Raw genomic sequence first — 20,994 nt, forward strand, 5'->3', positions numbered from 1 at the left:
ACGATCGCCCATGGAGACACCGCCCGAACTGGAAGCGGCTGCCGGCGAGCGAGGCGACGTCGTGATCACCAACCGCGAGTACGACGACGAGAGCGTCATCGCCGTGGACTTTGGCTCCGTCGCCGGCGAACCGTCGGTCGACGTCGTCGGCGAGACGGCGATCGTCGTCGTCGACGGACGACAACTCGAGTTCGATGTTCCCGCGGGTGCGGACGAGGTGACGCTCAACGACGGCATCCTCACCATTCGAAAGGAGTCCTGATCGTCGTCCCGTCGGAGCCGAGTGGGCGTCGGCTCCGAGAACGAACCGCTTTAGCTCCCGAGGCCGAATCCCCGGCCAGCCAGCATGCGTCCAGCCCACCCCACAGAGCAGGCCGTCGGCATCGACTACTACGTCAGCGAGACCGAGGGCGTCGGCGGCCGGCTGCGCGAGCGAGACGACCACTTCCGGGTGCGAGAACTCGAACGCTTCTCGACCGAACCAGTCGATGCAGACCCCGGCGCCTACCCGCACCTCGTCTTCCGCGCCACGCTCCGGGGCTGGGACACCAACGACTTCGCCGCCCGGCTCTCGGACGCCCTCGGCGTCTCCCGCGAACGGGTCTCCTGGGCGGGCACCAAGGACAAGTACGCCGTGACGACGCAGCTCTTTTCGGTCTACGGAGCCGACCCCGGCGACCTCCCCGACGTGAGCGGCGCGGAGATCGAGGTCCTCGGCCGGGCTGGTCGATCGCTCGAGTTCGGCGATCTCGCGGGTAACGCGTTCGAACTCGTCGCCAGCGAGCCCGACGCGCCGGAAAACGCCGCGGCGATCACCGACGAACTGGCGGCGTTCGCGGGACTCGAGGACGAGGAGGGCGAAGACGCAGACGATGGGCGGACGATCGGCGTCCCCAACTTCTTCGGCCAGCAGCGCTTCGGGAGCCGGCGGCCGATCACCCACGAGGTCGGCCTGGCGATCGTCCGCGGCGACTGGGAGGATGCCGTGATGGCCTACCTCGGCAATCCGACCGACGCCGAACCCGAGTCGACACAGGAAGCCCGATCGTTCGTCGCGGAGACCCATGATTGGCAGGAAGCCCTCGAGCAGTTCCCGAATCGCCTACGGTACGAGCGGTCGATGCTGCACGAACTGGCCGAGTCCGACGACGAACCGGATCCCGAGACGTTCCGTGCCGCCCTCGAGCGCCTCCCCTCGAACTTGCAGCGGCTGTTCGTCCACGCCGCCCAGTCGTACGCGTTCAACCTGATGCTGAGCGAACGCCTCGAGCGCGGACTGCCGTTCGATCGGCCGGTCGAGGGCGACGTCGTCTGCTTCGCCGACACCGACGCACCAGACGGCCTCGAGTTGCCCGACACCGATCGCGAGCAGCGCGTCGACGAGCGCCGCGTGCGGTCGGTCACGCGCCATTGCGAGCGCGGGCGGGCGTTCGTCACCGCGCCGCTGGTCGGCACCGAGACCGAACTGGCCGACGGCGAGCAAGGCGAGATCGAACGCGCGGTGCTCGACGACCTCGACCTTGAGCCGGCGGACTTCGACCTGCCCGGCGAGTTTCACTCGACTGGTACGCGGCGGGCGATTCTCGTTCGGACGCCGCTCGACCTCGAGTTCGACCCGCTGACGCTGTCGTTCGCGCTGCCGAAGGGGTCGTACGCGACCGTCGTCGCTCGAGAGTACCTCAAGGTCGACCCGGTTCGCCTCGGCTGATCGTCCGGAACGGCTCCTCAGCTGGGACGGTCGTCGACGGCTTCCCTGTCAGCTTTTTCTCCGTTCGGATCGACCGATCACGTATGCGAAGCAAGCGACTGCAGCAGGAGATCGACGATCTCGTCGCGCAGGGGTGGCGCATCGAAGACGAGACCAGAGACCGAGTCGTCATGGTCGATCGCGAGTACGGGTCGCTCGCGTCGCACGTCGTCGTCGCCCTGCTGACGATCTGGTGGACGCTGGGGCTCGGCAACGTCGCCTGGGGGCTGTACAACTACCTCACCCGGTCGCGCCGGCGAGTCCTCTGGGACGACGAGGGCACGCCGACGGGCAAGGTGATCACCTGTCCCGAGTGTGACGCAGTCGTCTCGGAGGGGGCACGCTACTGTCGAGCCTGCGGAGTGAAACTCGCCGACGCGATGGCCGAGGACGAGACTGCCTGATAATGATGGCTGTGACTGGGTGCCGATGCAACCGCACGATGGTCCGCGATTGCGGCGGGAACGACTCACAGCCATCGTTATGACCGCGCCACCGCTTCCCTCGAGGGGACGTCGCAGTCTGCCGAAAACGCGCTCGTTTTACATCCGGAGTTCGAATCGCCGCTATGGAGTGTCGGCACTGCGCCTCGCCGCTCGAGAAACCTGGTGACTTCTGTCTGGTCTGTCGCGAGGCCAACGCCGACGCGGTCGTCCTCGATGTCACCCGTGATCGGACGACGATGACGATGCTCGAGGACGAGGACGTCGTCGGCGAGACGACGATCACGACGGTCCCGGAAGACGGCGACGAGGCGGAGGTCGTGGAGTTGCGAAACTACGCGGGACTGATCGCCGACGACATTCGGCGCAAGCGTCCCGAGGAGGTCTACGCTGCAGGCGACCGCGAGGTCGTTCGCGCCGTTCGGGCCGAACTCCACTACCCGTTCTACCGGGTCGACGGCGACGACCCTGTCGGGACGGTCCGCGAGCGCCGCGACGACCGTGCGCTTGACGTGGTCGAGACGCCGCCGGCGGAGAAGATCGGCGGCAGCCACACGACGCTGATCGGCGGCCGAACGGGCATGCGCGTGATCCAGACCGTCGCGGGCCACCCGCACGTCAAGAAGGTGATCCCAGGGCCGATCGACGCCGGCGGCAAAGGCTCTCAGTCCGGCCTCCGGGCGAAAGTCACGCGGGCAGACGACGGCGGCAACGTCCGCCTTCTCCTGCGGGACGGCTCGAGCGTCCAGGAGAACCGGATCGTCACGACCGCTCGAGACCGCGAAACCGGCGAACTCGTCCGCGAGGATTTAAACGACGTGCTCGCCGAAGCGGAGTTCCAGTAGTCCGAGACCACGACCGGAACCGTCGCATCCCCTACCCTTTTCCGACCGGTTAATTATATGTAATTACAGGATGCTCTCGCGCTACGACGCCGTGCTCGTCGCGATCCCAGTTCTCGCTGCGAGTGGCCTCGTCCTTCGAACCGCAGTGGCAGCGACCGGGATCGCCACTGGACTGCTTTCCATCCCGCTCGCGCCAGCGGGGTTTCTCGCCGCGTTCGGCCTCGTGCTTCGCGAACTGCTCTTCGGTCCCGTCGCGGCGCACGCGAGCGACGACCGGACGTAACTCAACAGGTTTTTAGGGCCGCTACGGGTATGTAGCGGTACTATGGCCGAGAAAGGGAAAGGAAAGGTCGGCAGTGCAGGCCGCTTTGGCGCGCGCTACGGTCGCGTCGCACGACGCCGCGTCACCGAGATCGAAGACGACATGCGCAACTCCCAGGTCGACGGCGACGACGTCACGCGCGTCGGCACGGGCATCTGGAAGAACGAGGAGACCGGCGAGGTCTTCACCGGCGGTGCCTACCGCCCCGAGACGCCCGCTGGCCGGACCGTCCGCCGCTCGATCCGCGCTGCACTTGCCGAAGACGAGTAACGCAACGTATGAGCTACAAGTGTTCCCGCTGCAAGCGCGACGTCGAACTGGACGAGTACGGCGGCGTCCGCTGTCCCTACTGTGGACACCGCGTACTCCTGAAAGAGCGCAGCCGGGACGTCAAGGAAGTCGACGTCAAGTAGCCCTTGTTCTCTCACGACGCCACGCTCGAGTTCGTCTACGACGACGAGTCCCGGGCCCGCGTCGTGGCCGAAAGCGTCGCCCGCGAGATCGGCGAGATCGACGACGACCGGTCGCAGACGACGATCGACCGGAACGGCGACACGATCGTCCTCGAGATCGACGCCCGCGACGTGACGGCGCTCCGGGCGGCGCTCAACACCTGGTTTTCGCTGCTCGACGTGGCCGAACGGACGGCCACGCTCGGCGATCGGTATGCCGGGTAACTCGAGTCGGTCGACGCGGACGACACACGGCCGGTTCGGCGAGTGGCAACTGACGCCGTCGAACTCGCCGCTCGTGCGGGGGTTGCTCTACGCCTCGTGGCTTCTCGCCGTGGGGTTCGCGACGTTTCTCGGGGCGGTCGCCGTCGTGACCGTGACGGCTGCGGCGGCGGTCGACGTCGGGCTGTCACCGCCGTCGTGGCTGCTCGCACTCGCCGGACTCCTCGCGGCCGTCGCCGGCGTCTGGCGCGCGCTCGCCTGGCTGCGGTCGTCCCGACGTGGCCGGTCGTTTCTCCGGATCCGGCTTCCCGAACCGACCGATCCGACTCGATCGGTCGTCGAGTACGCCTCCCTCGAGACCCTGACGGCACTCGCCGGCGTCGGCGCGCTGGGGCACGTCGGGGTGATCGTCGCGGCGAACCGCGTCGGCGTCTCGGCCGGGGTCGTCCTCGCTGTCGCGCTCGTCGCGTACGCGCTCGTGGTGTTCCTCCGGTGGTGGCTCCCGACAGCCGGCTCGCTCGCGACCGACGGAACGCTCCGGCTGACCTCGATCCCCCGCGAGCCGTCCGGCCGAACCTGGCACGGCGCACTCGAGACGACCTACGTGGGATCGGTCGCCGACCTCGAGCGGGCGCGTCGGCTGATCGTCGGTCGCGAGGCCGTCGTCGTCGTCCCCGAAACCGGTCGAATCCCGCTCGTCGCGATCGTTCCCGCGGACGTGTTCGCGTCTCGGTGAGACGTCGACGCGCGAACCAGTCCGGACGCAAAGCTTGGCTTTATCAGTCCGGAGGGCTTCGGTCGAGGTATGCAGGGTAATCTGCCGCCGGAAGCACAGGAGAAGATCGAACAGCTACAGGACCTGCAGGAGACGGCACAGACGGTCGCCGTCCAGAAGCAGGAAGCCGAGTCGACGCTCACCGAAGCCGAGAACGCCCTCGACGAACTCGACGAACTCGACGAGGAGACCACGATGTACCGCCAGGTCGGCGAACTCCTCGTCGAGACGGAGTACGACGAGGCACAGGACGACCTCGAGGACAAAGTCGACAGCCTCGAGATCCGCCTCGAGACGCTCGAGAAGCAGGAAGACCGCGTCCAGCAGCAGTTCGAGTCGCTCCAGCAGGAACTGCAGGACCTGCTCGGCGGCGGTGCCATGGGCGGCGGCCCGGCCGGCCCCGGCGGCCCGGGCGCTGGCGGCGCGTAAATGTCGAGCGAGGAACCGTCGGACGAGACGGTCGTCGAGACCGCCGCGGAAGCCGCCGAAGGCGTGATCTTCTCGCGGTACAAGCAGTCAGCAGTCCGTGACTTCGACGTCACCGTCTCGTTCGAGGAGGGCGTCCTCGAGGTCGACGTCTACCTCAACGCGCCCGACGACGAGCGCGATCCCGAGCAGGTCGCCGACGACGCCGCGCTCGCCGCTCGGCAGGCAGTCGACGACCTCTTCGAAGACGCAAGCGGGTGACGGCCGCGTCACGTCCGACTGCCGGACCTGGCATCGGCCTCGAGGCCGTCTTTTTTCGTGAACGACCGTGTCGGACAGGAACGTGTGAGCTATTTTGTCGCCCTCGGCGGAGTAGGGGTGCGTCATGGCGACTGAAACAGAGTTTGCAACCCACGAGTGGTGGGAATCGTACAAGGAGACGGTCAACAGCGACCCTGAGATGCAGGTCCGGGGCCACGACAAGTTCTCCGAGAACTTCTACGTCGAGATCGGCGACGAGCGCGTGCTGCTCGAGATGGACGGCGGCCGGATCGCGAATCTCGTCCCGAACCCGACGCTGAACCACCAGTGGTCGTTCGGCGTCGAAGGCGACCGCGAGGCATGGGAGGAGTTCGTCCAGGAGACGCCGCCCGCGTTCAACCACGAGATCATCGCCTCGCACTATCGATCTGCAGTGCGGAACGAGGACGGCCACCTGATGCTGACCGGAAACAACAAGAAGATCTTCCAGAACCTGCGGGCGTTCCAGCGGACGCTCGACCTGATGCGCGTCGCACACAACAACGGAGGGTCCTGAGATGTCCGAAACGTACCAGCAAGGCGAGATCGAACCGATCACCGGCAAGTACGTCCACGCGGAGATCGAGGGCGTCGACCACCGCATCTACTTCGAGGAGGCGGGGCCCGAAGACGGGATCCCCCTCCTCTGTCAGCACACCGCCGGAAACAACTGCCAGGAGTGGCGACACCTGCTGACCGACGACGACATCACGGAGGAGTTCCGGGTCATCGCCCACGACCTCCCCTACCACGGGAAGTCGGTGCCGCCGACGACCCAGGAGTGGTGGAAAGAAGACTACACGATGACCGGCAAACGGTTCGCCGAGACGCTCGTCAGCATCGCCGACGCACTCGAGCTCGAGGACCCGATCTACATGGGCTCGAGTATGGGCGGGAACATCACCCTCGAGCTCGCCGACTGGTATCCAGACCGGTTCCAGGCGCTGATCGGCCTCGAGTGTGGCGCACACAGTCCCGGATTTTACATCGACTGGCTCGACCATCCGCAGGTCAACACGACCGAAGTCAACGCCTACTCCTGCTGGGGGCTGATGGCTCCCCAGAGCCCCGAGGCGGCCCGTCGGGAGACGATGTACCTCTACGAGCAGGGGGCGACGGGCGTGTTCAAAGGCGACCTCTACTACTACTCGGTCGACCACGACTACCGTGACAAACTCGACCAGGTCAACGCCGACGAGTGTCCGCTGTACGCCGTCAACGGCGAGTACGACTACCTGACGACGCCCGAAGACGGCCGGCAGACGGCAGACGGGATCGGTGAGGGCGCGATCGCCGTCGAGATGGCCGAGATCGGTCACTTCCCGATGAGCGAACACCCGGAGCTGTTCAACGCGTACGTTCGGGAGATTCTCGATCACATCACCGGCGAGCGCGAGGAGGACCTTCCCGACGTGTTGACTCCCGACCACGTCGGCATCGAACTCCACCCGCCGGCACCTGCCCGCGAGAAGCCAGCCGAGTGAGGGCGATCGATCCGCCCGTCGCCGTCGGACCGGTTCGCGAACGTGTTAGTGTCTTTTCATTCTTTCCATATAAAGCGTTCACTCGTGAACGGCGAAACGTACGTCGACCGGCCCCCGACGCTCGCCAACGCGACGATGAGTGAGCATCGAACCGGCCGCGGCCGATACGTCGAACGGACCACCGAAGACGGGACCGTCACCATCGCAGACACCCACAACGACGACGCCTGGATCCGATCCGACACGACGCTGTCGGTCGCCTGGCAGACCTGATACGGGTCACGTGACGGCGTAGACCAGCAGGCTCACGCTGACTGCCGCGATCGTCACGATCACCGCGAGCGCCCCGCCCATCGAGACGGCCGCGTTCGCGTGGCTGGCTAGCGTCTCGGTGCGGTCGTTACCGAAGACCGTCACCTCCGTGCGCTCGGTGGCCAGTCCGAGCTCGACCGGCTCGAGGTCGGCGATCGCGTCGTCGACCAGCCGCTCGACCAGCGCGACGAGGTCGTCGTGGGCGATCGCGCCGCCGACCTGGTTGACCGACTCGACTCTGTTCACGAGGTGGGTGTCCGTCGTCATCACCTCGGCCTCGTCGACCGACTCGAGTGTGTCGACGATCCGCTCTCGGAGGCCGGGCTCCATGTTGTTACCGTCGACGAGGACGTAGGCGGTTCGCTGCTCGCCGACCTCGAAGACGGCGACGCGGACGCCGAGCGGGCCGATTCCCTCCTCGGGCGACCACGGCGTTTCGTCCCACGCCGTGCCGACGCGGACCGCGCGCTGGGGTGTGTCGGCGAGTTCGGTCGCCACCTGCCGTGCGGCCTCCATGAGATCGAACGATCGCTGGCTGCCGGGGACGACGTGACCCAGATCGTCGCCCTCGAGGCCGTCGTTGCAGTTGTGCGCGTCGACCAGGAGGACGTCGTCGAATCCCGCCGTGCGCGCCTCGGCGATCGTCGAGAGGCCGACCGCGTAGTCGATGTCGTCGGCAAACGACGGCGAGTGCGTGACGACGAGCACCAGGTCGTCGTCGATCGCCTGTCCGAGCACCGTCGTCTCGCCGACCCTGACCCGGACGCTCTCCGAGGCCGTCGAGCCAGTGGGCAGCGACTCGAGTGCAGAGTTTGCAGCCGAGATGATCGTGTCGACCTCGCGTTCGGTGACGAGGTTGAAGTCGTGGCCCGCGGTGGCGTGGGGCGGGAACGCCATCCCGTCCGTGCTGGCCGCCACCCGCGTTGGGAGGTTGCCGCCGCCGATCTCACCCATCGGACCGGGATGGATCATCGGCAGGACGAAGCGAGCTTTCTCCGTGCCGTCCGGCTGCCGGATCGACCAGACCGTCACTGGAACGATCGCGTCCTCGCCGATCTGCTCGAAGAACTGCTCGAGGTCGCGCGTCCCCTCGGCGACGTGGCCGACGAAACTGCCGACGAACTCGAGGACGCTGACGCCGAGACTCCGTTCCCAGGGTCGATCGAGGACGTTGACGAAGACGAAGACGCCCGCGGCGTAGATGAGACAGAACAGCCCGAGAACGAGAAAGTCCGTCGGCACGACGGTCTGGAGCATCGGCGGCGCTTCGTCCGGCCGGGAGAGGTACGGCTCGACGAGCGGGCCGCCGACCTCGAGAAAGCGCATCGTCCCGCTGTAGACGAACAAGAGGAGCGCGGCGGCGAGCGTCTGGACGCTCGCGGGGACGGCGGCGACGAGCATGCGGTGGCGGGAGACGGCCATCACGACCAGCAGCCGAAACGCGAAGATGCCCGCGAGCGCGATCAGCAGGACGTCGAAGACGAACGGCTGTCCGTAGCCGGTGAGAACGACGACGACGCCGGCGACGGCGAGGCAACTGACGACGAACAGTTCGCAGGTCAGCGCGAGCAACGACGAGCGGCTCTGGGTGAGCTGACCGCCGAGGCGACGGTCGACGACGCTCGTGAGCACGCTCGCGACGACGGTCGGCACGCCGACGAAGAAGACGCCCTGCCAGACGTCCTCGAGCCAGAACCGATTGTCGAAGACGCCCGCGCCGACGACGGCGGCGATCGCCAGCACGAACGCCAGACTGGTCCACCACCGCGGCGTCCGAAAAATAAACCGTGAGAGCGCAGCGAGGTTCCCCTGCGTAGCGGTCATCGTACGGGTGCTCACACTCCGGGGCGATAAAACCCGTCATCACGAAACCGGCCGCAGACGTACCGAGAGTTCCGTTGACAACAGTACGTCTACGTATCCCACGATAGACGAGTCACGTCGGGCTGGGACGAACACCGTCGGGTGATGACGGGTGGCCGAACGGCCGGCACGTGTCCCGGACGATCACGCGGACTCGCAGATCCCGAGGAAGTTCTCGAAGATCTCGTCGCCCTTCTCGGTGTGAGCGACCTCGGGATGCCACTGGACGCCGTAGAGGTCGCGGTCGACGTCGCTCATCGCCTCGACGTCACAGACGTCACTTCTCGCCGTTAGTTCGAAGCCCTCGGGAAGCTCTTTGACCTCGTCGGCGTGACTCGCCCAGACGCGCGTCTCGGGGTAGAGCGAGCCTGTCAGCGGGTCGTCTTCCTCGAGGACGTCGACGGTGACGTCGGCGTAGCCGCCGTACTCGCCACTGCCGACGCGGCCGTCTAACTCCTCGGCCATGATCTGCATGCCGAGGCAGATCCCGAGGACGGGGACGTCGGCCTCGAGGTACGCCGGCGACTGGCCGATCTGGTCCATGTCGGGGCCGCCGGAGAGAACGACGCCGTCGGCGTCGACTTCTTCGGGTGGGACTTCGTTGTCTACCAGTTCGACGTCGACGCCGAGGTCGCGAAGCGCCCGGCGCTCGAGATGGGTGAACTGTCCGTGGTTGTCCACCACGACGATTTTCGTCATTGCGTGTTCGTAGCGAACCAGCCGGTAAAAGCGGTGCGAAAACCGATCTCGCCTCGCTGCCGGCCGATTCGTCCCGTCGGTGGCGTCGACGCCGTTGACTTCGTGCCGTCGATCGGCATCACCTCGTCGTTCGTCGGTTCGCGTGCCGCGCTACTCGTCGTCGGTCGCCGCCGCTTCGAAGTCCTCGAGGTCGAACCAGAACTCGATCACGAATTCGTTGTCACCCGGTTCCTCCGCGGGAAGGCCGAACGAACCGGCCGCGGAGCTACAGACGGGGCCCACACCCTCGACGGTGTCGAAGCCGGGGACGACGAAGGTGTCGTCGACGAGCGTCGCCGTGGCGGTGCCGTTCTCGGCGTCGATCTCGAGTGGCGATCCGGTGAGACCGTCGTCGCTGGTCCCGGTCGTCAACTCGAGTTCGGTCTCGGTCCTGCAGGTCGAGTCGGGTGCGAGTCCACCGAGCGGGCCGACGACCTCCGCCTCGATTACGAAGTCGGCCCGGGCCGTCATCTCGCCCGTCTCGGGATCGATCGTTCCCTCGAACCCGTTCGGCGCGCTCATCCGAACGTCGGCGTACTCTGCGTCGACGTTGTAGGAGGTGATCAGCGGGACGGTGACGTTCCCGTCGTCGACCCACGTTCCTTCCTCGAGATCGACGTCGGCGTCGATGACGAACGACTCGTTCTCCCACTCGACGTTTTCGGGGGCGTTCTCGGGCAGGGGTTCGTCCTCGTCGCTCTCAGGGAAGACGACCTCTCGATCGCCACCGAGTACGATCGTCCCCTCCTGTCCGTAGGCGGTAAACGACGCATCGGCCTGTCTGGCGGTGGTGAGCGACGAGTTGGCAACGGACTCGGTGTCGCCGTTCGTGGTGAGTCCGTCGATCGACGATCGATCCGCGGACTCGCTCGTCGGGCCCGCAGCCCCGGCGACCAGACTCGTTCCGACGATCGAACACAGGACGATCGTCGCCAGCGAAACTGTGAGGGCGGTCGTTCGCGTACGTTCCCCGGTCATGGCTCATGCACTCGTATGCCACGAGTACGACCGCAGTCTTATAGCCCAGTTCACGGGACGATATGATTTCGGGTCTGAATGACCGAACCGCTGTCTCGATCGACCTCTCGGGGCCGTGAAACGGCGCGAAACTCTGAACGCGTTCGGTTCCAGGGGTCGTTCCGGTACGTTTATACTCTGCTCGGCGGACAGCACTCCCATGGCAGTCGATTTCAGCGAGTACGAGCATCCATCGTGGCAAACGGCGGGCGGAACGGTCGCAGGCTATCTGCTGATTCTGGCGCTGTTTTTCGTCGTGTTCTTCGTCGTCCCGTGGCTGGTCTTCGCGGCGCTGTAGCGTCGACAGATCACGGCGTCGAAACTCGAGGATCGTGGCGCTCGAGAGAAAAGACGGGTGAAAAAGCGAACGCCTCAGGCGAACGTCTTGGAGACGTCCTCGCGTTCGTCGCTCTCCGCTTGCACCTTCTCCCAGGCGTTCAGGAAGTCTTCCATACGGATCTCGGTGCGGTCGTCGCGGATCGCGAACATGCCGGCTTCGGTACAGACGGCTTTGATGTCGGCCCCGGAGGCCTCGCCGGTCTCGGTGGCCAGGCTCTCGAAGTCGACGTCGTCGGCGACGTTCATGTCGCGGGTGTGGATCTTGAAGATGATCTCGCGACCGTCCTCGTTCGGCTTGGGGACCTCGATGAGGCGGTCGAACCGACCCGGACGCAGGATGGCGCGGTCGAGCATGTCGAAGCGGTTGGTCGCGGCGATGATGCGGATCTCGCCGCGCTCCTCGAAGCCGTCCATCTCGCTCAACAGTTGCATCATCGTCCGCTGGACCTCGGCGTCGCCGGAGGTCTTCGACTCCGTGCGCTTCGAGGCGATGGCGTCGATCTCGTCGATGAAGATGACGGCGGGTTCGTGTTCGCGGGCGACCTCGAAGAGGTCACGGACGAGTTTCGCACCCTCGCCGATGAACTTGTGGACCAGTTCCGAGCCGGCCATCTTGATGAACGTGGCGTCGGTCTGGTTGGCGACGGCCTTCGCGAGCATCGTCTTCCCGGTACCCGGCGGACCGTAGAGCAAGACGCCACTCGGCGGCTCGATGCCGACGTCCTCGAACATGTGGGGTTTCTCGAGTGGCATCTCGACGGTCTCCCGGACTTCCTGCATCTGCTCTTCTAAGCCGCCGATGTCCTCGTAGCTGACGTTGGGACTCTCGGTGACTTCCATCACGCGAGCGCGCACGTCCGTCTCGTTCGAGAGCGTCTTGACGATAGACAGAGAGTTGTTGACGGCAACACGTGCGTCGGGGTCCAGTTCGTCGCGCATCTCCTCTGTGACCTCGGTCAGCGCTTCCTGGTTGTTGCCGTGCTGTTTGATGATGACGCCCTCGTCGGTCATCTCCTGGACCGTGGCGACGAAAAGCGGCGACTGCTTTAGCTTCTTGTTCTCGTGGGTGAGCCGTTCGAGTTTCTGCTGGTACTTGTTGTTCTCGGCGTTCGCGTCGAGGAGTTTGTCCCGCATCTCCTCGTTTTGCGACTCGAGGACTTCGAGCCGTTCCTCGAGTGCCCGTATTTTCTCCTGTTGGGACGCCTCGTCCTCGTCGTATGGGAGGTCGACGTCGTCCACAGTGTCGCTCATCACCAACCCGTAGGTCGTTGCTTCTTAAGAGGCTTCGGGTAGATGCAGCCGGCAGTGTGATTACCTCCAGGAATACAAGCAAACAGCAAATATTATTAGGCCGTATGTACAAATCTGGTCTACGATGAGTACGATAGAGCCGTTAGGACAGGAGACGGACGCAAGCGGTACCTGGGACGACGTGCGCGATCTGCCACCGAGTGCGAAGCTCGTCGCGAAGGTTCTCGAGTACAACGACACGATGACCCAACAGCAGATCGCAGAGGAGACGCTGCTCCCCGCCCGCACCGTTCGGTACGCGCTGAACCGACTCGACGAGGAGAACGTCATCCAGTCTCGCTTTTCCTTCTCCGACGCCCGCAAGCGACTGTACAGCCTCGATATCGAGTCGTCGGCCTGATTCTCCGCCCGTCGAGTGGCGATCGATTCACTTTCGCCCCGGTCACGGAACGTCTTTAGTCATCGATGCATAACGACGCGATAGATGACCCGGGTGATCCACACGGGCGACACCCATATCGGGTACCAGCAGTACAACGCGCCCGAGCGACGACGGGACTTTCTCGAGGCCTTCCGACAGGTCGCCGAAGACGCCGCTGACGACGACGTCGACGCGGTGGTCCACGCCGGTGACCTCTTTCACGACCGCCGGCCGGGACTGCTCGACCTGCAGGGAACGATCGACGTCCTCCGCGTTCTCGACGACGCCGAGATTCCGTTTCTCGCAGTCGTCGGCAACCACGAGTCCAAACGCGACGCCCAGTGGCTCGACCTCTTCGAGGACCTCGGACTCGCCACCAGACTCGGGACCGAGCCACACGTGGTCGACGACGTCGCGTTCTACGGCCTCGACTTCGTCGCACGCTCCCAGCGCGAGCACCTCGAGTACGAGTTCGAACCGGTCCCGGCGGCGGCCGACCACGCCGTTCTGGTGAGCCACGGCCTGTTCGAGCCGTTCGCCCACGCCGACTGGGACACCGAGACCGTCCTCGAGGAGGCCACCGTCGAGTTCGACGCGATGTTGCTCGGGGACAACCACACGCCGGGAACCGCTGAAGTCGCGGAGACGTGGGTCACCTACTGCGGGTCGACCGAACGGGCGAGTGCGGCCGAACGCGAGGCTCGCGGCTACAACCTCCTCACGTTCGACGACGACGTGGCCATCTCCCGACGCGGCCTCGAGACGACCCGCGAGTTCGTCTTCGTCGACGTCGACCTCGCCGAGGGCGAGGGAATCGACCGCGTTCGCGACCGGATCCGCGAGTACGACCTCGAGGACGCGGTCGTCGTCGTCACCGTCGACGGCGAGGGCGAGCCGATCACCCCCGCCACGATCGAGGAGTTCGCCGCCAAACGCGGGGCGCTGGTCGCTCGCGTCAACGATCGCCGCGAGATCACCGACACAGAGGAGGACGTGTCGGTGAGTTTCGCCGATCCGGACGCGGCCGTCCGGGAACGGATTCGCGAACTGGGACTGAGCGACGCCGCCCTCGAAATCGACCGGACCGTTCGCGATGGCGACGTCGCAGACTCGAACGTCCGCGAGGCCGTCGAACGGCGCGTTCGGGAGGCACTCGAGGAGGATCGCTCGGCGTTCGACCCGGCACCGGATCGGGATCCTGCGGAGGTACAGACGGTCGCCGACGCGATGAGCGAGTCGGACGCAGACGACGACGCATCCGACGGAGACGAAAACGACGCAGACGTCGACGACTCCGACGGCGACGGGGCCGACGCGGACGCGGACGGCGACGAACCCGACGACGGGAACGAACAGGTCTCGATGGGTGATTTCGCGTGAGAGTTGGACGCATCCGCCTGCGGAACTTCAAGTGCTACGGCGACGCCGACCTCTCGCTCGACCACGGCGTCACGGTCGTCCACGGCGTCAACGGCAGCGGCAAGTCGACGCTGCTCGAGGCCGTCTTCTTCGCGCTCTACGGCTCGAAGGCCCTCGACGACCGCACGCTCGACGACGTGATCACGACCGGCGAAGAAGAGTGCGAGGTCGAACTCGGCTTCACCCACGACGGCCGCGACTACCGCGTCGAACGCCACCTGAAGCTGCGGGGCGATCGGGCCGCCACGACCAGGTGCGTCCTCGAGACGCCCGACGGGACGATCGAGGGGGCACGGGACGTCCGCCGGGAGGTGACGACGCTGTTGCGGATGGACGCCGACGCGTTCGTCAACTGCGCGTACGTCCGGCAAGGCGAGGTGAACAAACTCATCCACGCTTCGCCGAGCGAGCGCCAGGACATGATCGACGACCTCCTGCAACTCGGCGCACTCGAGGAGTACCGCGAGCGCGCAAGCGATGCCCGCCTCGGCGTGAAGACCGTCCTCGACGGCCAGCGCGAGGTCCTCGAGAACCTCCGGGAACAGGTCGAACGCAAGGAAGAGAAAGACCTCCACGATCGGCTGAACGGGCTCGAGTCCCGCCGGGCAAAACTGCGCGAGGAGATCGACCGCTACGAATCCAATCGAGACGAGGCCGAACGCACGCTCGAGACCGCGGTCGACGTCCTCGAGCGCCACGAGGAGACCCGCGAGGAGCTCCAGGAACTCGACGAAGAGATCACGGACCTGCGCTCGAAGATTTCTGAAACCGAGCGCAAACGCGAGGAAGCGACCGACGAGATCCGCGAACTCAGAGAGCGACGCGAGGAGCGCGCGGCGGAACGCGCCGAATTGCTCGCGGACGTCGACCTCGAGACGGCCGATCCCGACGACGACGTCGTCCGGGCTCGGATCGAGGAACTCGAGGCTCGCGACGAGGAACTGCGCGACGACCTCGAGGACGTCCGGGTGACGATTACGGAGGGAAACAACGAGGTCGAACGGCTCCGCGCGGAGGCTGCCGACCTCGAGGAGCGAGCCGAGTCGGCTCGCGAGGAGGCCGCCGACCTCGAAGCCCAGATCGAGACCGACGAGGAGGTGATCGCGGACCGCGAGGCGAAACTCGACGACCTCGCGTCGGAAATCGAGGCCGCGCGGGCGACGTTCGACGACGCGCCGGTCGCGTTCGGCGCGGCCGACGACCACCTCGACGCCCTCGAGGACGACCGCGAGGAACTGGTCGCGGAGATCAACGACGTCACCGCCGACGTTCGGACCGCCGAGAACGCGATCGAGGAGGGCGAACGGCTGCTCGAGGAGGGCAAGTGCCCCGAGTGTGGCCAGCCGGTCGACGACTCGCCACACGTCGACGTGCTCGACGAACGCCGGGCGGAACTCGCCGATCTCGAGGCCGAACGCGAGGAACTCGAGGCCGAACGCGAGGAACTCGCCGAGCGGATCGACCGCGCCGAAGCGCTCTGTGAGGCCGAACGGCAGGTCGACCGACTCGAGGACAACCGCGACAACGTCGAGCAGTTGCTCGCGGAAAAGCGCGAGACCCTCGCGAACCGGCGCGAGCAGTGCGACCGACTTCGCGAAGACGCTGCGGAGTACGAGCGAGCGGCCGAGGAAAAGCGGTCCGCGGCCGACGAACGAGAGGACGAGGTGGCCGACGCGCGGGCCGAACTCGGCGAGATCAACGCCGAGCGCGGGCAGATCAAGGAGACGCTGGCGACGCTCGAGCGCATCTCGGAGATCGCCAACGAGCGAAGCAGTCTCGCAGACGACGTCGAGACGCTCCGCCAGCGCAGAGAAGACTGGAAAGAGATGAACGACGAGCGCCGCGAGTCGCTCTCGACGAAACGCGACCGCAAGCGCGACCTCGAAGACGAGTTCGACGAGAACCGGATCGAGAGTGCCCGCGAGGAGAAACGCAACGCCGAGCAGTACCTGGCGCAGGTCGACGAGAAGCTCTCGGAACTGCGGGAGAGTCGCGACGAGGTGCAAAACGCGATCGGTGCCGTCGAGAACGAACTCGAGGAACTCGAGGGACTCCGGGACCGCCTCGAGACGGTCGACGAGCGGTGTGCAGACCTCGAGTCGCTGTACGAGGAAGCCGAAACCCTACAGGCGACCTACGGCGACCTCCGCGCCGAGTTGCGCCAGCACAACGTCGAGACGCTCGAGCGGCTGTTGAACGAGACGTTCGACCTGGTCTACCAGAACGACTCCTACGCCGGGATCGATCTGGACGGCGACTACCAGTTGACGGTCTACCAGAAAGACGGCGAACCGCTCGAGCCCGAACAGCTCTCGGGCGGCGAGCGGGCACTGTTCAACCTCAGCCTTCGGTGTGCGATCTACCGGCTGCTCGCGGAGGGCGTCGAGGGGGCCGCGCCGATGCCGCCGCTGATCCTGGACGAGCCGACGGTCTTCCTCGACTCGGGCCACGTCACGCGACTCGTCTCGCTGATCGAGTCGATGCGCGACCTCGGCGTCGAACAGATCGTCGTCGTCAGCCACGACGAAGAACTTGTGGGTGCGGCTGACGCACTCGTCCGCGTCGAGAAGGACGCGACGTCGAACCGGTCGCGACTCGAGCGGAGCGAGCCGCTGGCGGCGGAACTGCTCGCGTCCGACTAGTCGTCTCGCGTCGCGTTGCGAACGACCTCGAGTGCCATCCGACAGTCGTCGGTGACGCGGTAGCCGCGTTCGCCAGCGACGTCGGCTTCTTCGATCAGTCCGGCCGCGGTGAGTTCCGCGAGACGCCCGTGGAGGTCGCTCTCGCAGAAGTCGTACCGGTCGGCGAGGACGCGGACGCTCGTCGGCCCGCGGTCGTCGAGTTCGAGGAGGAAGCCGAGCGTCCGGTCGTCGTGGACGCCCCGGACGAGTTTTCGAAGCGATTCGTCGATGCCCGTTGCAGCCATCTCGAGCGGCGAGCACTCGTCGACGGGCTCGAGGCGGTCGTTGCTGATGTAACACTCGTTGCCGGTCGATGGATCGCGAACGAGGCTGGCGTTCGACGATCGTTTGAGCAAGAGATACTGTCTGCCGTCGTCGTCTCGTACGGTTTTCATGCGTCGGTCGTCTCGTCGGGTGTAGCGTCCTCTCCTGACTGCGCGCCTGAATCCGTTTCGGTCGCGTCGGACGCGGTCGATACGGTCGGCGTTTCGTCGTCTGCGGTCTGATACGACCGGTAGCGCCGAACGGAGAAGGCGAAAAGTAGACACCCGCCGGCGACCAGACTCCCCCCGACGGTCGTCTCGCCGCGAAAGTAGAGCAACATCGCGCCGAGCGTAACGGCGAGTATCGCCGCGTTGAGCACGAGCACGAGGGCCCAGAACGTCTGGAGGACGTCACTCGGAACGTCGGTTTCGGCCGTCGACACCTCGGGAGGCTCGACCGGGTCAACCTTCGGAATCGTCAGCGAGTCCGTCTCCGGATCGTGGAGGTCCTCCTCGGGGTCGTACTCCTCCGGTTCGTGCTCGGTCGGTTCGAATACCACGGTCGACTACACGACGTGAAGGGAGGAAAAGGGTTAGTGTTCGTCGCTCAAGCGAGCTCCTCGAGCGAGAGCGTCCGAGTGGTTTCGACCCACGCGAGCGGATTCTCGGCGTCGTAGAACACGACGCCGTCGTCGGTCTCGTACGACTCGACCGTCTCGAGTCCGGTGCCGTCACGTGCCTGGTTCTCGTCGTTCGTCCCGTCGTCGTTCACACGAGTAGCCACATCGTTCACCTCGTTCCATGCTATGTGTTACCACGTTATATGTCTTGTTGCCGGTACAATTACATTTGGCCCGACGGCAACCCCCCGTTGCGATCGGCTCGGGCACTCGATTGCGGAGGTTTTTATCCGGTGGCTGCCAACGCCAGAACCATGACCGAGGAGGGGCAGACGGGACTCGCGGACTTCTCGAGCGAGTCCGAACGGCGGCCGGAGGAAGAGGCCGCCCACGTCGCGGGTAACGGCGGGCAGCCGACCGCCGACGTGATCGATCCGACCGAGGAAACGCTCCCCGACGCCGACGGCGAGGTCGACCTCGCCGTGATGCAGGTCGACTACACGATCGTCGGCCACGGCGACAGCGAACGACCGATCTTGCACGTCTTCGGACGGACGGCCGACAACGAGCTCGAGCACGTCCAGATCGTCGACTTTCGTCCGTACTTTTACGCACCGACGGCGTCGCTCGAGCGCCCACCCGAAGAGGAGTACGACCGACTGACGGGAAGCCGGGAGACGGACCGGAACGGCGACCCTTACGAGAGCATCCGGGGTGAGCGCCTGACGAAGATCTTCGGCCAGACGCCCCGCGACGTCGGGCAGGTCCGCGACGACTTCGACCACTACGAGGCCGACATCCTGTTTCCGGACCGACTTCTCATCGACAAGGACGTCCGCAGCGGAATCCGCGTACCGGAACGGCGCGCCGACGACGGCTCGCTTCACGTCTCCCACGAGGAAGTCGAACCCGTCGACGTCGACGCCGATCCACGCGTGCTCACCTTCGACATCGAGGTCGACGACCGGTCGGGATTCCCCGAGGACGGCGAGGAGCCGATCGTCTGTCTCACCAGCCACGACTCCTACCGCGACGAGTACGTCGTGTGGCTCTACGAGGCCCCAATCGGGGACGGCGAGATCCCGACCGCACTCGAAGACTACGACCCGATCGAGGGCGAGATCGACCACGAGGTGCGACGCTTCGACGAGGAGGAGGCCATGCTCGAGGCCTTCGTCGAGTACGTCGACGAAACCGACGCAGACGTTCTAACCGGGTGGAACTTCGAGGATTTCGACGCCCCGTACTTCCTCGACCGCCTCGAGGTCCTCGAGGGCCCCCACCACGACTACGACCTGTCGATCGATCGCCTCTCTCGTGTCGACGAGGTCTGGCGTAGTAACTGGGGTGGCCCGGACATCAAGGGACGGGTCGTCTTCGACTTGCTGTACGGCTACCAGCGGATGGTCTTCTCCGAACTCGACTCCTACCGACTCGACGCCGTCGGCGAGGAGGAACTCGGCGTCGGCAAGGAACGCTACCCGGGCGACATCGGCGACCTCTGGGAGGACGACCCCACCAGGCTGCTCGAGTACAACCTCCGGGACGTCGAACTCTGCGTCGAACTCGACCGCCAGCAGGAGATCATCGCGTTCTGGGACGAGGTGCGCTCTTTCGTCGGCTGTCGACTCGAGGACGCCCCCACGCCGGGCGATACGGTGGACATGTACGTCCTCCACGAGGCTCACGGTCGGTTCGCGCTCCCTTCGAAGGGCCAGCAGGAAGCGGGCGAGGAGTACGAGGGTGGTGCGGTGTTCGACCCGATCACCGGCGTCCGCGAGAACGTCACCGTGCTCGACCTGAAGAGTCTGTATCCGATGTGTATGGTGACGGTCAACGCCTCGCCGGAGACGAAAGTCGATCCCGAGACCTACGACGGTGAGACGTTCGTCGCTCCTACGGAGCCCGAGACCCACTTCCGCAAAGAGCCCGACGGCGTGATGCGGGAGATGATCAAGGAGTTGCTCGCCGAGCGCGAAGAAAAGAAATCCCTCCGAGACGGACACGACCCCGGCACGCCGGAGTACGAGCAATACGACCGTCAGCAAGGAGCTGTCAAGGTTATTATGAATTCGCTCTACGGCGTTTCGGGGTGGGATCGGTTTCGGCTGTACGACAAGGAGGCTGCAGCCGCAATAACCGCAACAGGGAGAGAAGTCATCGAATTCACCGAGACCGCCGCGAGCGAACAGGGCTATCAGGTCGCGTACGGTGATACAGATTCTGTCATGTTGTCACTCGGCCCCGAGGTCTCGAAAGAAGAAGCCATCGAGCGATCGTTCGAGATCGAGGATCACATAAACGGACGATACGACGACTTCGCACGCGAGGATCTGCACGCCGAGGAACACCGCTTCCAGATCGAGTTCGAGAAACTCTACCGGCGCTTCTTCCAGGCGGGGACCAAGAAACGCTACGCGGGCCACATCGTCTGGAAGGAAGGCAAGGACGTCGACGACGTCGACATCACGGGCTTCGAGTACAAGCGCTCGGACATCGCCCCGATCACGAAGGAAGTCCAACACCGCGTCATCGAGATGATCGTCAGGGAGGGCGACGTCGAGGGCGTCAAAGAGTACGTCAACGAGATCATCGAGGACGTTCGTACGGGCAACGCGAGCTACGAGGAGATCGCCATCCCTGGCGGGATCGGCAAACGGCTGGACAACTACGACACCGACACGGCCCAGGTCCGCGGTGCGAAGTACGCGAACCTCCTGCTGGGGACCAACTTCCAGCGTGGCAGCAAGCCCAAACGGCTCTACCTCGAGCGGGTCGACCCGGCGTTCTTCCGCCGGATGGAAGACGAGGAGGGATTCGATCCCCAGCGTGACCCCCTCTACGGCGCGTTCAAGCGCAACCCGGACGTCATCTGCTTCGAGTACGAAGACCAGATCCCCGAGGAGTTCGAAGTGGACTACGACGAGATGCTCGAGAAGACCCTGAAGGGACCGATCTCTCGCATCCTCGAGGCACTGGACATCTCCTGGGAGGAAGTCAAGGCGGGCCAGGAGCAGACTGGCCTCGATAGCTTCATGTAACACTGCCGGTCGT

The 20,994-nt window shown here is 65.4% G+C and carries 26 protein-coding genes; 19 read left to right on the forward strand and 7 right to left on the reverse strand.

The features are described 5' to 3' along the window. The first annotated feature begins 10 nt into the window (after positions 1–10). From MU558_RS12145 to MU558_RS12210, 14 genes are all read left to right on the forward strand, one after another. Positions 11–262 (forward strand): DUF7127 family protein, encoded by a 252-nt coding sequence (locus tag MU558_RS12145; protein WP_246966536.1) that lies wholly within the window; start codon positions 11–13, stop codon positions 260–262. Between the two features lie 84 nt (positions 263–346). Next, positions 347–1,708, forward strand: coding sequence for a tRNA pseudouridine(13) synthase TruD (truD, locus tag MU558_RS12150; RefSeq protein ID WP_246966537.1), 1,362 nt, complete (start codon positions 347–349; stop codon positions 1,706–1,708). Between the two features lie 83 nt (positions 1,709–1,791). Then, positions 1,792–2,151, forward strand: coding sequence for a zinc ribbon domain-containing protein (locus MU558_RS12155; RefSeq protein ID WP_246966538.1), 360 nt, complete (start codon positions 1,792–1,794; stop codon positions 2,149–2,151). A gap of 164 nt (positions 2,152–2,315) precedes the next feature. Continuing rightward, the gene (locus MU558_RS12160; RefSeq protein WP_246966539.1) at positions 2,316–3,035 is read left to right on the forward strand and encodes a DUF2103 domain-containing protein; all 720 of its coding nucleotides are present in this window, start codon (positions 2,316–2,318) and stop codon (positions 3,033–3,035) included. 70 nt (positions 3,036–3,105) lie between these two features. After that, positions 3,106–3,318 (forward strand): hypothetical protein, encoded by a 213-nt coding sequence (locus MU558_RS12165; RefSeq protein ID WP_246966540.1) that lies wholly within the window; start codon positions 3,106–3,108, stop codon positions 3,316–3,318. 42 nt (positions 3,319–3,360) lie between these two features. After that, entirely contained in the window at positions 3,361–3,627 is a 267-nt protein-coding gene (locus MU558_RS12170) for an eL43 family ribosomal protein (RefSeq protein ID WP_246966541.1), read from the forward strand. A gap of 8 nt (positions 3,628–3,635) precedes the next feature. Continuing rightward, positions 3,636–3,770 carry a DNA-directed RNA polymerase subunit P gene (locus tag MU558_RS12175; protein ID WP_246966542.1) on the forward strand — a complete coding sequence of 45 codons (135 nt, stop codon included), beginning with the start codon at positions 3,636–3,638 and terminating at the stop codon, positions 3,768–3,770. 3 nt (positions 3,771–3,773) lie between these two features. After that, on the forward strand, positions 3,774–4,034 hold the full coding sequence (locus tag MU558_RS12180) for a KEOPS complex subunit Pcc1 (RefSeq protein WP_246966543.1): 261 nt from the start codon (positions 3,774–3,776) through the stop codon (positions 4,032–4,034). Further along, positions 4,024–4,767, forward strand: coding sequence for a hypothetical protein (locus MU558_RS12185; RefSeq protein WP_246966544.1), 744 nt, complete (start codon positions 4,024–4,026; stop codon positions 4,765–4,767). The genes MU558_RS12180 and MU558_RS12185 overlap by 11 nt, the downstream gene beginning before the upstream one ends. A gap of 69 nt (positions 4,768–4,836) precedes the next feature. After that, entirely contained in the window at positions 4,837–5,235 is a 399-nt protein-coding gene (locus MU558_RS12190; protein ID WP_246966545.1) for a prefoldin subunit beta, read from the forward strand. Next, positions 5,236–5,493: a DUF3194 domain-containing protein gene (locus tag MU558_RS12195; RefSeq protein WP_246966546.1), complete on the forward strand. Its 258-nt coding sequence runs from the start codon at positions 5,236–5,238 to the stop codon at positions 5,491–5,493. Positions 5,494–5,617: 124 nt separating this feature from the next. Beyond that, the gene (locus tag MU558_RS12200) at positions 5,618–6,049 is read left to right on the forward strand and encodes a hypothetical protein (RefSeq protein WP_246966547.1); all 432 of its coding nucleotides are present in this window, start codon (positions 5,618–5,620) and stop codon (positions 6,047–6,049) included. A 1-nt stretch (position 6,050) separates the two neighbouring features. Then, complete coding sequence (locus tag MU558_RS12205) at positions 6,051–7,016, forward strand: alpha/beta fold hydrolase (protein ID WP_246966548.1); 966 nt, start codon at positions 6,051–6,053, stop codon at positions 7,014–7,016. A gap of 84 nt (positions 7,017–7,100) precedes the next feature. Then, positions 7,101–7,289 carry a hypothetical protein gene (locus MU558_RS12210; RefSeq protein WP_246966549.1) on the forward strand — a complete coding sequence of 63 codons (189 nt, stop codon included), beginning with the start codon at positions 7,101–7,103 and terminating at the stop codon, positions 7,287–7,289. 6 nt (positions 7,290–7,295) lie between these two features. On the opposite strand, the gene MU558_RS12215 is transcribed toward MU558_RS12210, so the two are convergent. The 3 genes from MU558_RS12215 to MU558_RS12225 form a co-directional block, all read right to left on the reverse strand. Then, positions 7,296–9,152 carry a DUF2070 family protein gene (locus tag MU558_RS12215; RefSeq protein ID WP_246966550.1) on the reverse strand — a complete coding sequence of 619 codons (1,857 nt, stop codon included), beginning with the start codon at positions 9,150–9,152 and terminating at the stop codon, positions 7,296–7,298. Positions 9,153–9,335: 183 nt separating this feature from the next. Then, positions 9,336–9,890 (reverse strand): GMP synthase subunit A, encoded by a 555-nt coding sequence (locus MU558_RS12220; RefSeq protein ID WP_246966551.1) that lies wholly within the window; start codon positions 9,888–9,890, stop codon positions 9,336–9,338. A gap of 150 nt (positions 9,891–10,040) precedes the next feature. Then, a complete protein-coding gene (locus tag MU558_RS12225) occupies positions 10,041–10,907 on the reverse strand; it encodes a cell surface glycoprotein (protein ID WP_246966552.1) in 867 nt (288 codons plus the stop codon). 199 nt (positions 10,908–11,106) lie between these two features. Here MU558_RS12225 and MU558_RS12230 point away from each other — a divergent pair, with 199 nt between their 5' ends. Next, on the forward strand, positions 11,107–11,244 hold the full coding sequence (locus MU558_RS12230; RefSeq protein ID WP_246966553.1) for a hypothetical protein: 138 nt from the start codon (positions 11,107–11,109) through the stop codon (positions 11,242–11,244). Between the two features lie 74 nt (positions 11,245–11,318). Here the strand turns inward: MU558_RS12230 and pan1 are convergent, their stop codons facing one another. After that, positions 11,319–12,536 (reverse strand): proteasome-activating nucleotidase Pan1, encoded by a 1,218-nt coding sequence (gene pan1, locus MU558_RS12235; protein WP_246966554.1) that lies wholly within the window; start codon positions 12,534–12,536, stop codon positions 11,319–11,321. Positions 12,537–12,660: 124 nt separating this feature from the next. Between pan1 and MU558_RS12240 the strand changes: the two genes are divergently transcribed. From MU558_RS12240 to rad50, 3 genes are all read left to right on the forward strand, one after another. Beyond that, a complete protein-coding gene (locus MU558_RS12240; RefSeq protein WP_246966555.1) occupies positions 12,661–12,936 on the forward strand; it encodes a MarR family transcriptional regulator in 276 nt (91 codons plus the stop codon). 84 nt (positions 12,937–13,020) lie between these two features. Then, the gene (gene mre11 / locus MU558_RS12245) at positions 13,021–14,337 is read left to right on the forward strand and encodes a DNA double-strand break repair protein Mre11 (RefSeq protein ID WP_246966556.1); all 1,317 of its coding nucleotides are present in this window, start codon (positions 13,021–13,023) and stop codon (positions 14,335–14,337) included. Continuing rightward, positions 14,334–17,018 carry a DNA double-strand break repair ATPase Rad50 gene (gene rad50 / locus MU558_RS12250; RefSeq protein ID WP_246966557.1) on the forward strand — a complete coding sequence of 895 codons (2,685 nt, stop codon included), beginning with the start codon at positions 14,334–14,336 and terminating at the stop codon, positions 17,016–17,018. Before mre11 ends, rad50 begins: the two co-directional genes overlap by 4 nt. On the opposite strand, the gene MU558_RS12255 is transcribed toward rad50, so the two are convergent. The 3 genes from MU558_RS12255 to MU558_RS12265 are packed head-to-tail and all read right to left on the reverse strand — an operon-like array spanning position 17,015 to position 18,113. Next, complete coding sequence (locus tag MU558_RS12255) at positions 17,015–17,452, reverse strand: DUF7346 family protein (protein ID WP_246966558.1); 438 nt, start codon at positions 17,450–17,452, stop codon at positions 17,015–17,017. The two genes, rad50 and MU558_RS12255, sit on opposite strands and share 4 nt — an antisense overlap. Further along, positions 17,449–17,880, reverse strand: coding sequence for a DUF7322 domain-containing protein (locus MU558_RS12260; RefSeq protein WP_246966559.1), 432 nt, complete (start codon positions 17,878–17,880; stop codon positions 17,449–17,451). The genes MU558_RS12255 and MU558_RS12260 overlap by 4 nt, the downstream gene beginning before the upstream one ends. A gap of 47 nt (positions 17,881–17,927) precedes the next feature. Further along, positions 17,928–18,113, reverse strand: coding sequence for a DUF7331 family protein (locus tag MU558_RS12265; RefSeq protein WP_246966560.1), 186 nt, complete (start codon positions 18,111–18,113; stop codon positions 17,928–17,930). A 141-nt stretch (positions 18,114–18,254) separates the two neighbouring features. Between MU558_RS12265 and MU558_RS12270 the strand changes: the two genes are divergently transcribed. Next, positions 18,255–20,981 carry a DNA-directed DNA polymerase gene (locus tag MU558_RS12270; protein ID WP_246966561.1) on the forward strand — a complete coding sequence of 909 codons (2,727 nt, stop codon included), beginning with the start codon at positions 18,255–18,257 and terminating at the stop codon, positions 20,979–20,981. Positions 20,982–20,994: the final 13 nt, after the last annotated feature.

The organism is Natribaculum luteum, assembly GCF_023008545.1.
GTDB lineage: Archaea > Halobacteriota > Halobacteria > Halobacteriales > Natrialbaceae > Natribaculum > Natribaculum luteum.

Bases quoted from the DNA above. Each gene is read 5' to 3' on its own strand.
- MU558_RS12145 (WP_246966536.1), top strand. From the start codon at position 11: ATGGAGACACCGCCCGAACTGGAAGCGGCTGCCGGCGAGCGAGGCGAC.
- truD (WP_246966537.1), top strand. From the start codon at position 347: ATGCGTCCAGCCCACCCCACAGAGCAGGCCGTCGGCATCGACTACTAC.
- MU558_RS12155 (WP_246966538.1), top strand. From the start codon at position 1,792: ATGCGAAGCAAGCGACTGCAGCAGGAGATCGACGATCTCGTCGCGCAG.
- MU558_RS12160 (WP_246966539.1), top strand. From the start codon at position 2,316: ATGGAGTGTCGGCACTGCGCCTCGCCGCTCGAGAAACCTGGTGACTTC.
- MU558_RS12165 (WP_246966540.1), top strand. From the start codon at position 3,106: ATGCTCTCGCGCTACGACGCCGTGCTCGTCGCGATCCCAGTTCTCGCT.
- MU558_RS12170 (WP_246966541.1), top strand. From the start codon at position 3,361: ATGGCCGAGAAAGGGAAAGGAAAGGTCGGCAGTGCAGGCCGCTTTGGC.
- MU558_RS12175 (WP_246966542.1), top strand. From the start codon at position 3,636: ATGAGCTACAAGTGTTCCCGCTGCAAGCGCGACGTCGAACTGGACGAG.
- MU558_RS12185 (WP_246966544.1), top strand. From the start codon at position 4,024: ATGCCGGGTAACTCGAGTCGGTCGACGCGGACGACACACGGCCGGTTC.
- MU558_RS12190 (WP_246966545.1), top strand. From the start codon at position 4,837: ATGCAGGGTAATCTGCCGCCGGAAGCACAGGAGAAGATCGAACAGCTA.
- MU558_RS12195 (WP_246966546.1), top strand. From the start codon at position 5,236: ATGTCGAGCGAGGAACCGTCGGACGAGACGGTCGTCGAGACCGCCGCG.
- MU558_RS12200 (WP_246966547.1), top strand. From the start codon at position 5,618: ATGGCGACTGAAACAGAGTTTGCAACCCACGAGTGGTGGGAATCGTAC.
- MU558_RS12205 (WP_246966548.1), top strand. From the start codon at position 6,051: ATGTCCGAAACGTACCAGCAAGGCGAGATCGAACCGATCACCGGCAAG.
- MU558_RS12215 (WP_246966550.1), bottom strand. From the start codon at position 9,152: ATGACCGCTACGCAGGGGAACCTCGCTGCGCTCTCACGGTTTATTTTT.
- MU558_RS12220 (WP_246966551.1), bottom strand. From the start codon at position 9,890: ATGACGAAAATCGTCGTGGTGGACAACCACGGACAGTTCACCCATCTC.
- MU558_RS12225 (WP_246966552.1), bottom strand. From the start codon at position 10,907: ATGACCGGGGAACGTACGCGAACGACCGCCCTCACAGTTTCGCTGGCG.
- MU558_RS12230 (WP_246966553.1), top strand. From the start codon at position 11,107: ATGGCAGTCGATTTCAGCGAGTACGAGCATCCATCGTGGCAAACGGCG.
- pan1 (WP_246966554.1), bottom strand. From the start codon at position 12,536: ATGAGCGACACTGTGGACGACGTCGACCTCCCATACGACGAGGACGAG.
- MU558_RS12240 (WP_246966555.1), top strand. From the start codon at position 12,661: ATGAGTACGATAGAGCCGTTAGGACAGGAGACGGACGCAAGCGGTACC.
- mre11 (WP_246966556.1), top strand. From the start codon at position 13,021: ATGACCCGGGTGATCCACACGGGCGACACCCATATCGGGTACCAGCAG.
- MU558_RS12255 (WP_246966558.1), bottom strand. From the start codon at position 17,452: ATGAAAACCGTACGAGACGACGACGGCAGACAGTATCTCTTGCTCAAA.
- MU558_RS12270 (WP_246966561.1), top strand. From the start codon at position 18,255: ATGACCGAGGAGGGGCAGACGGGACTCGCGGACTTCTCGAGCGAGTCC.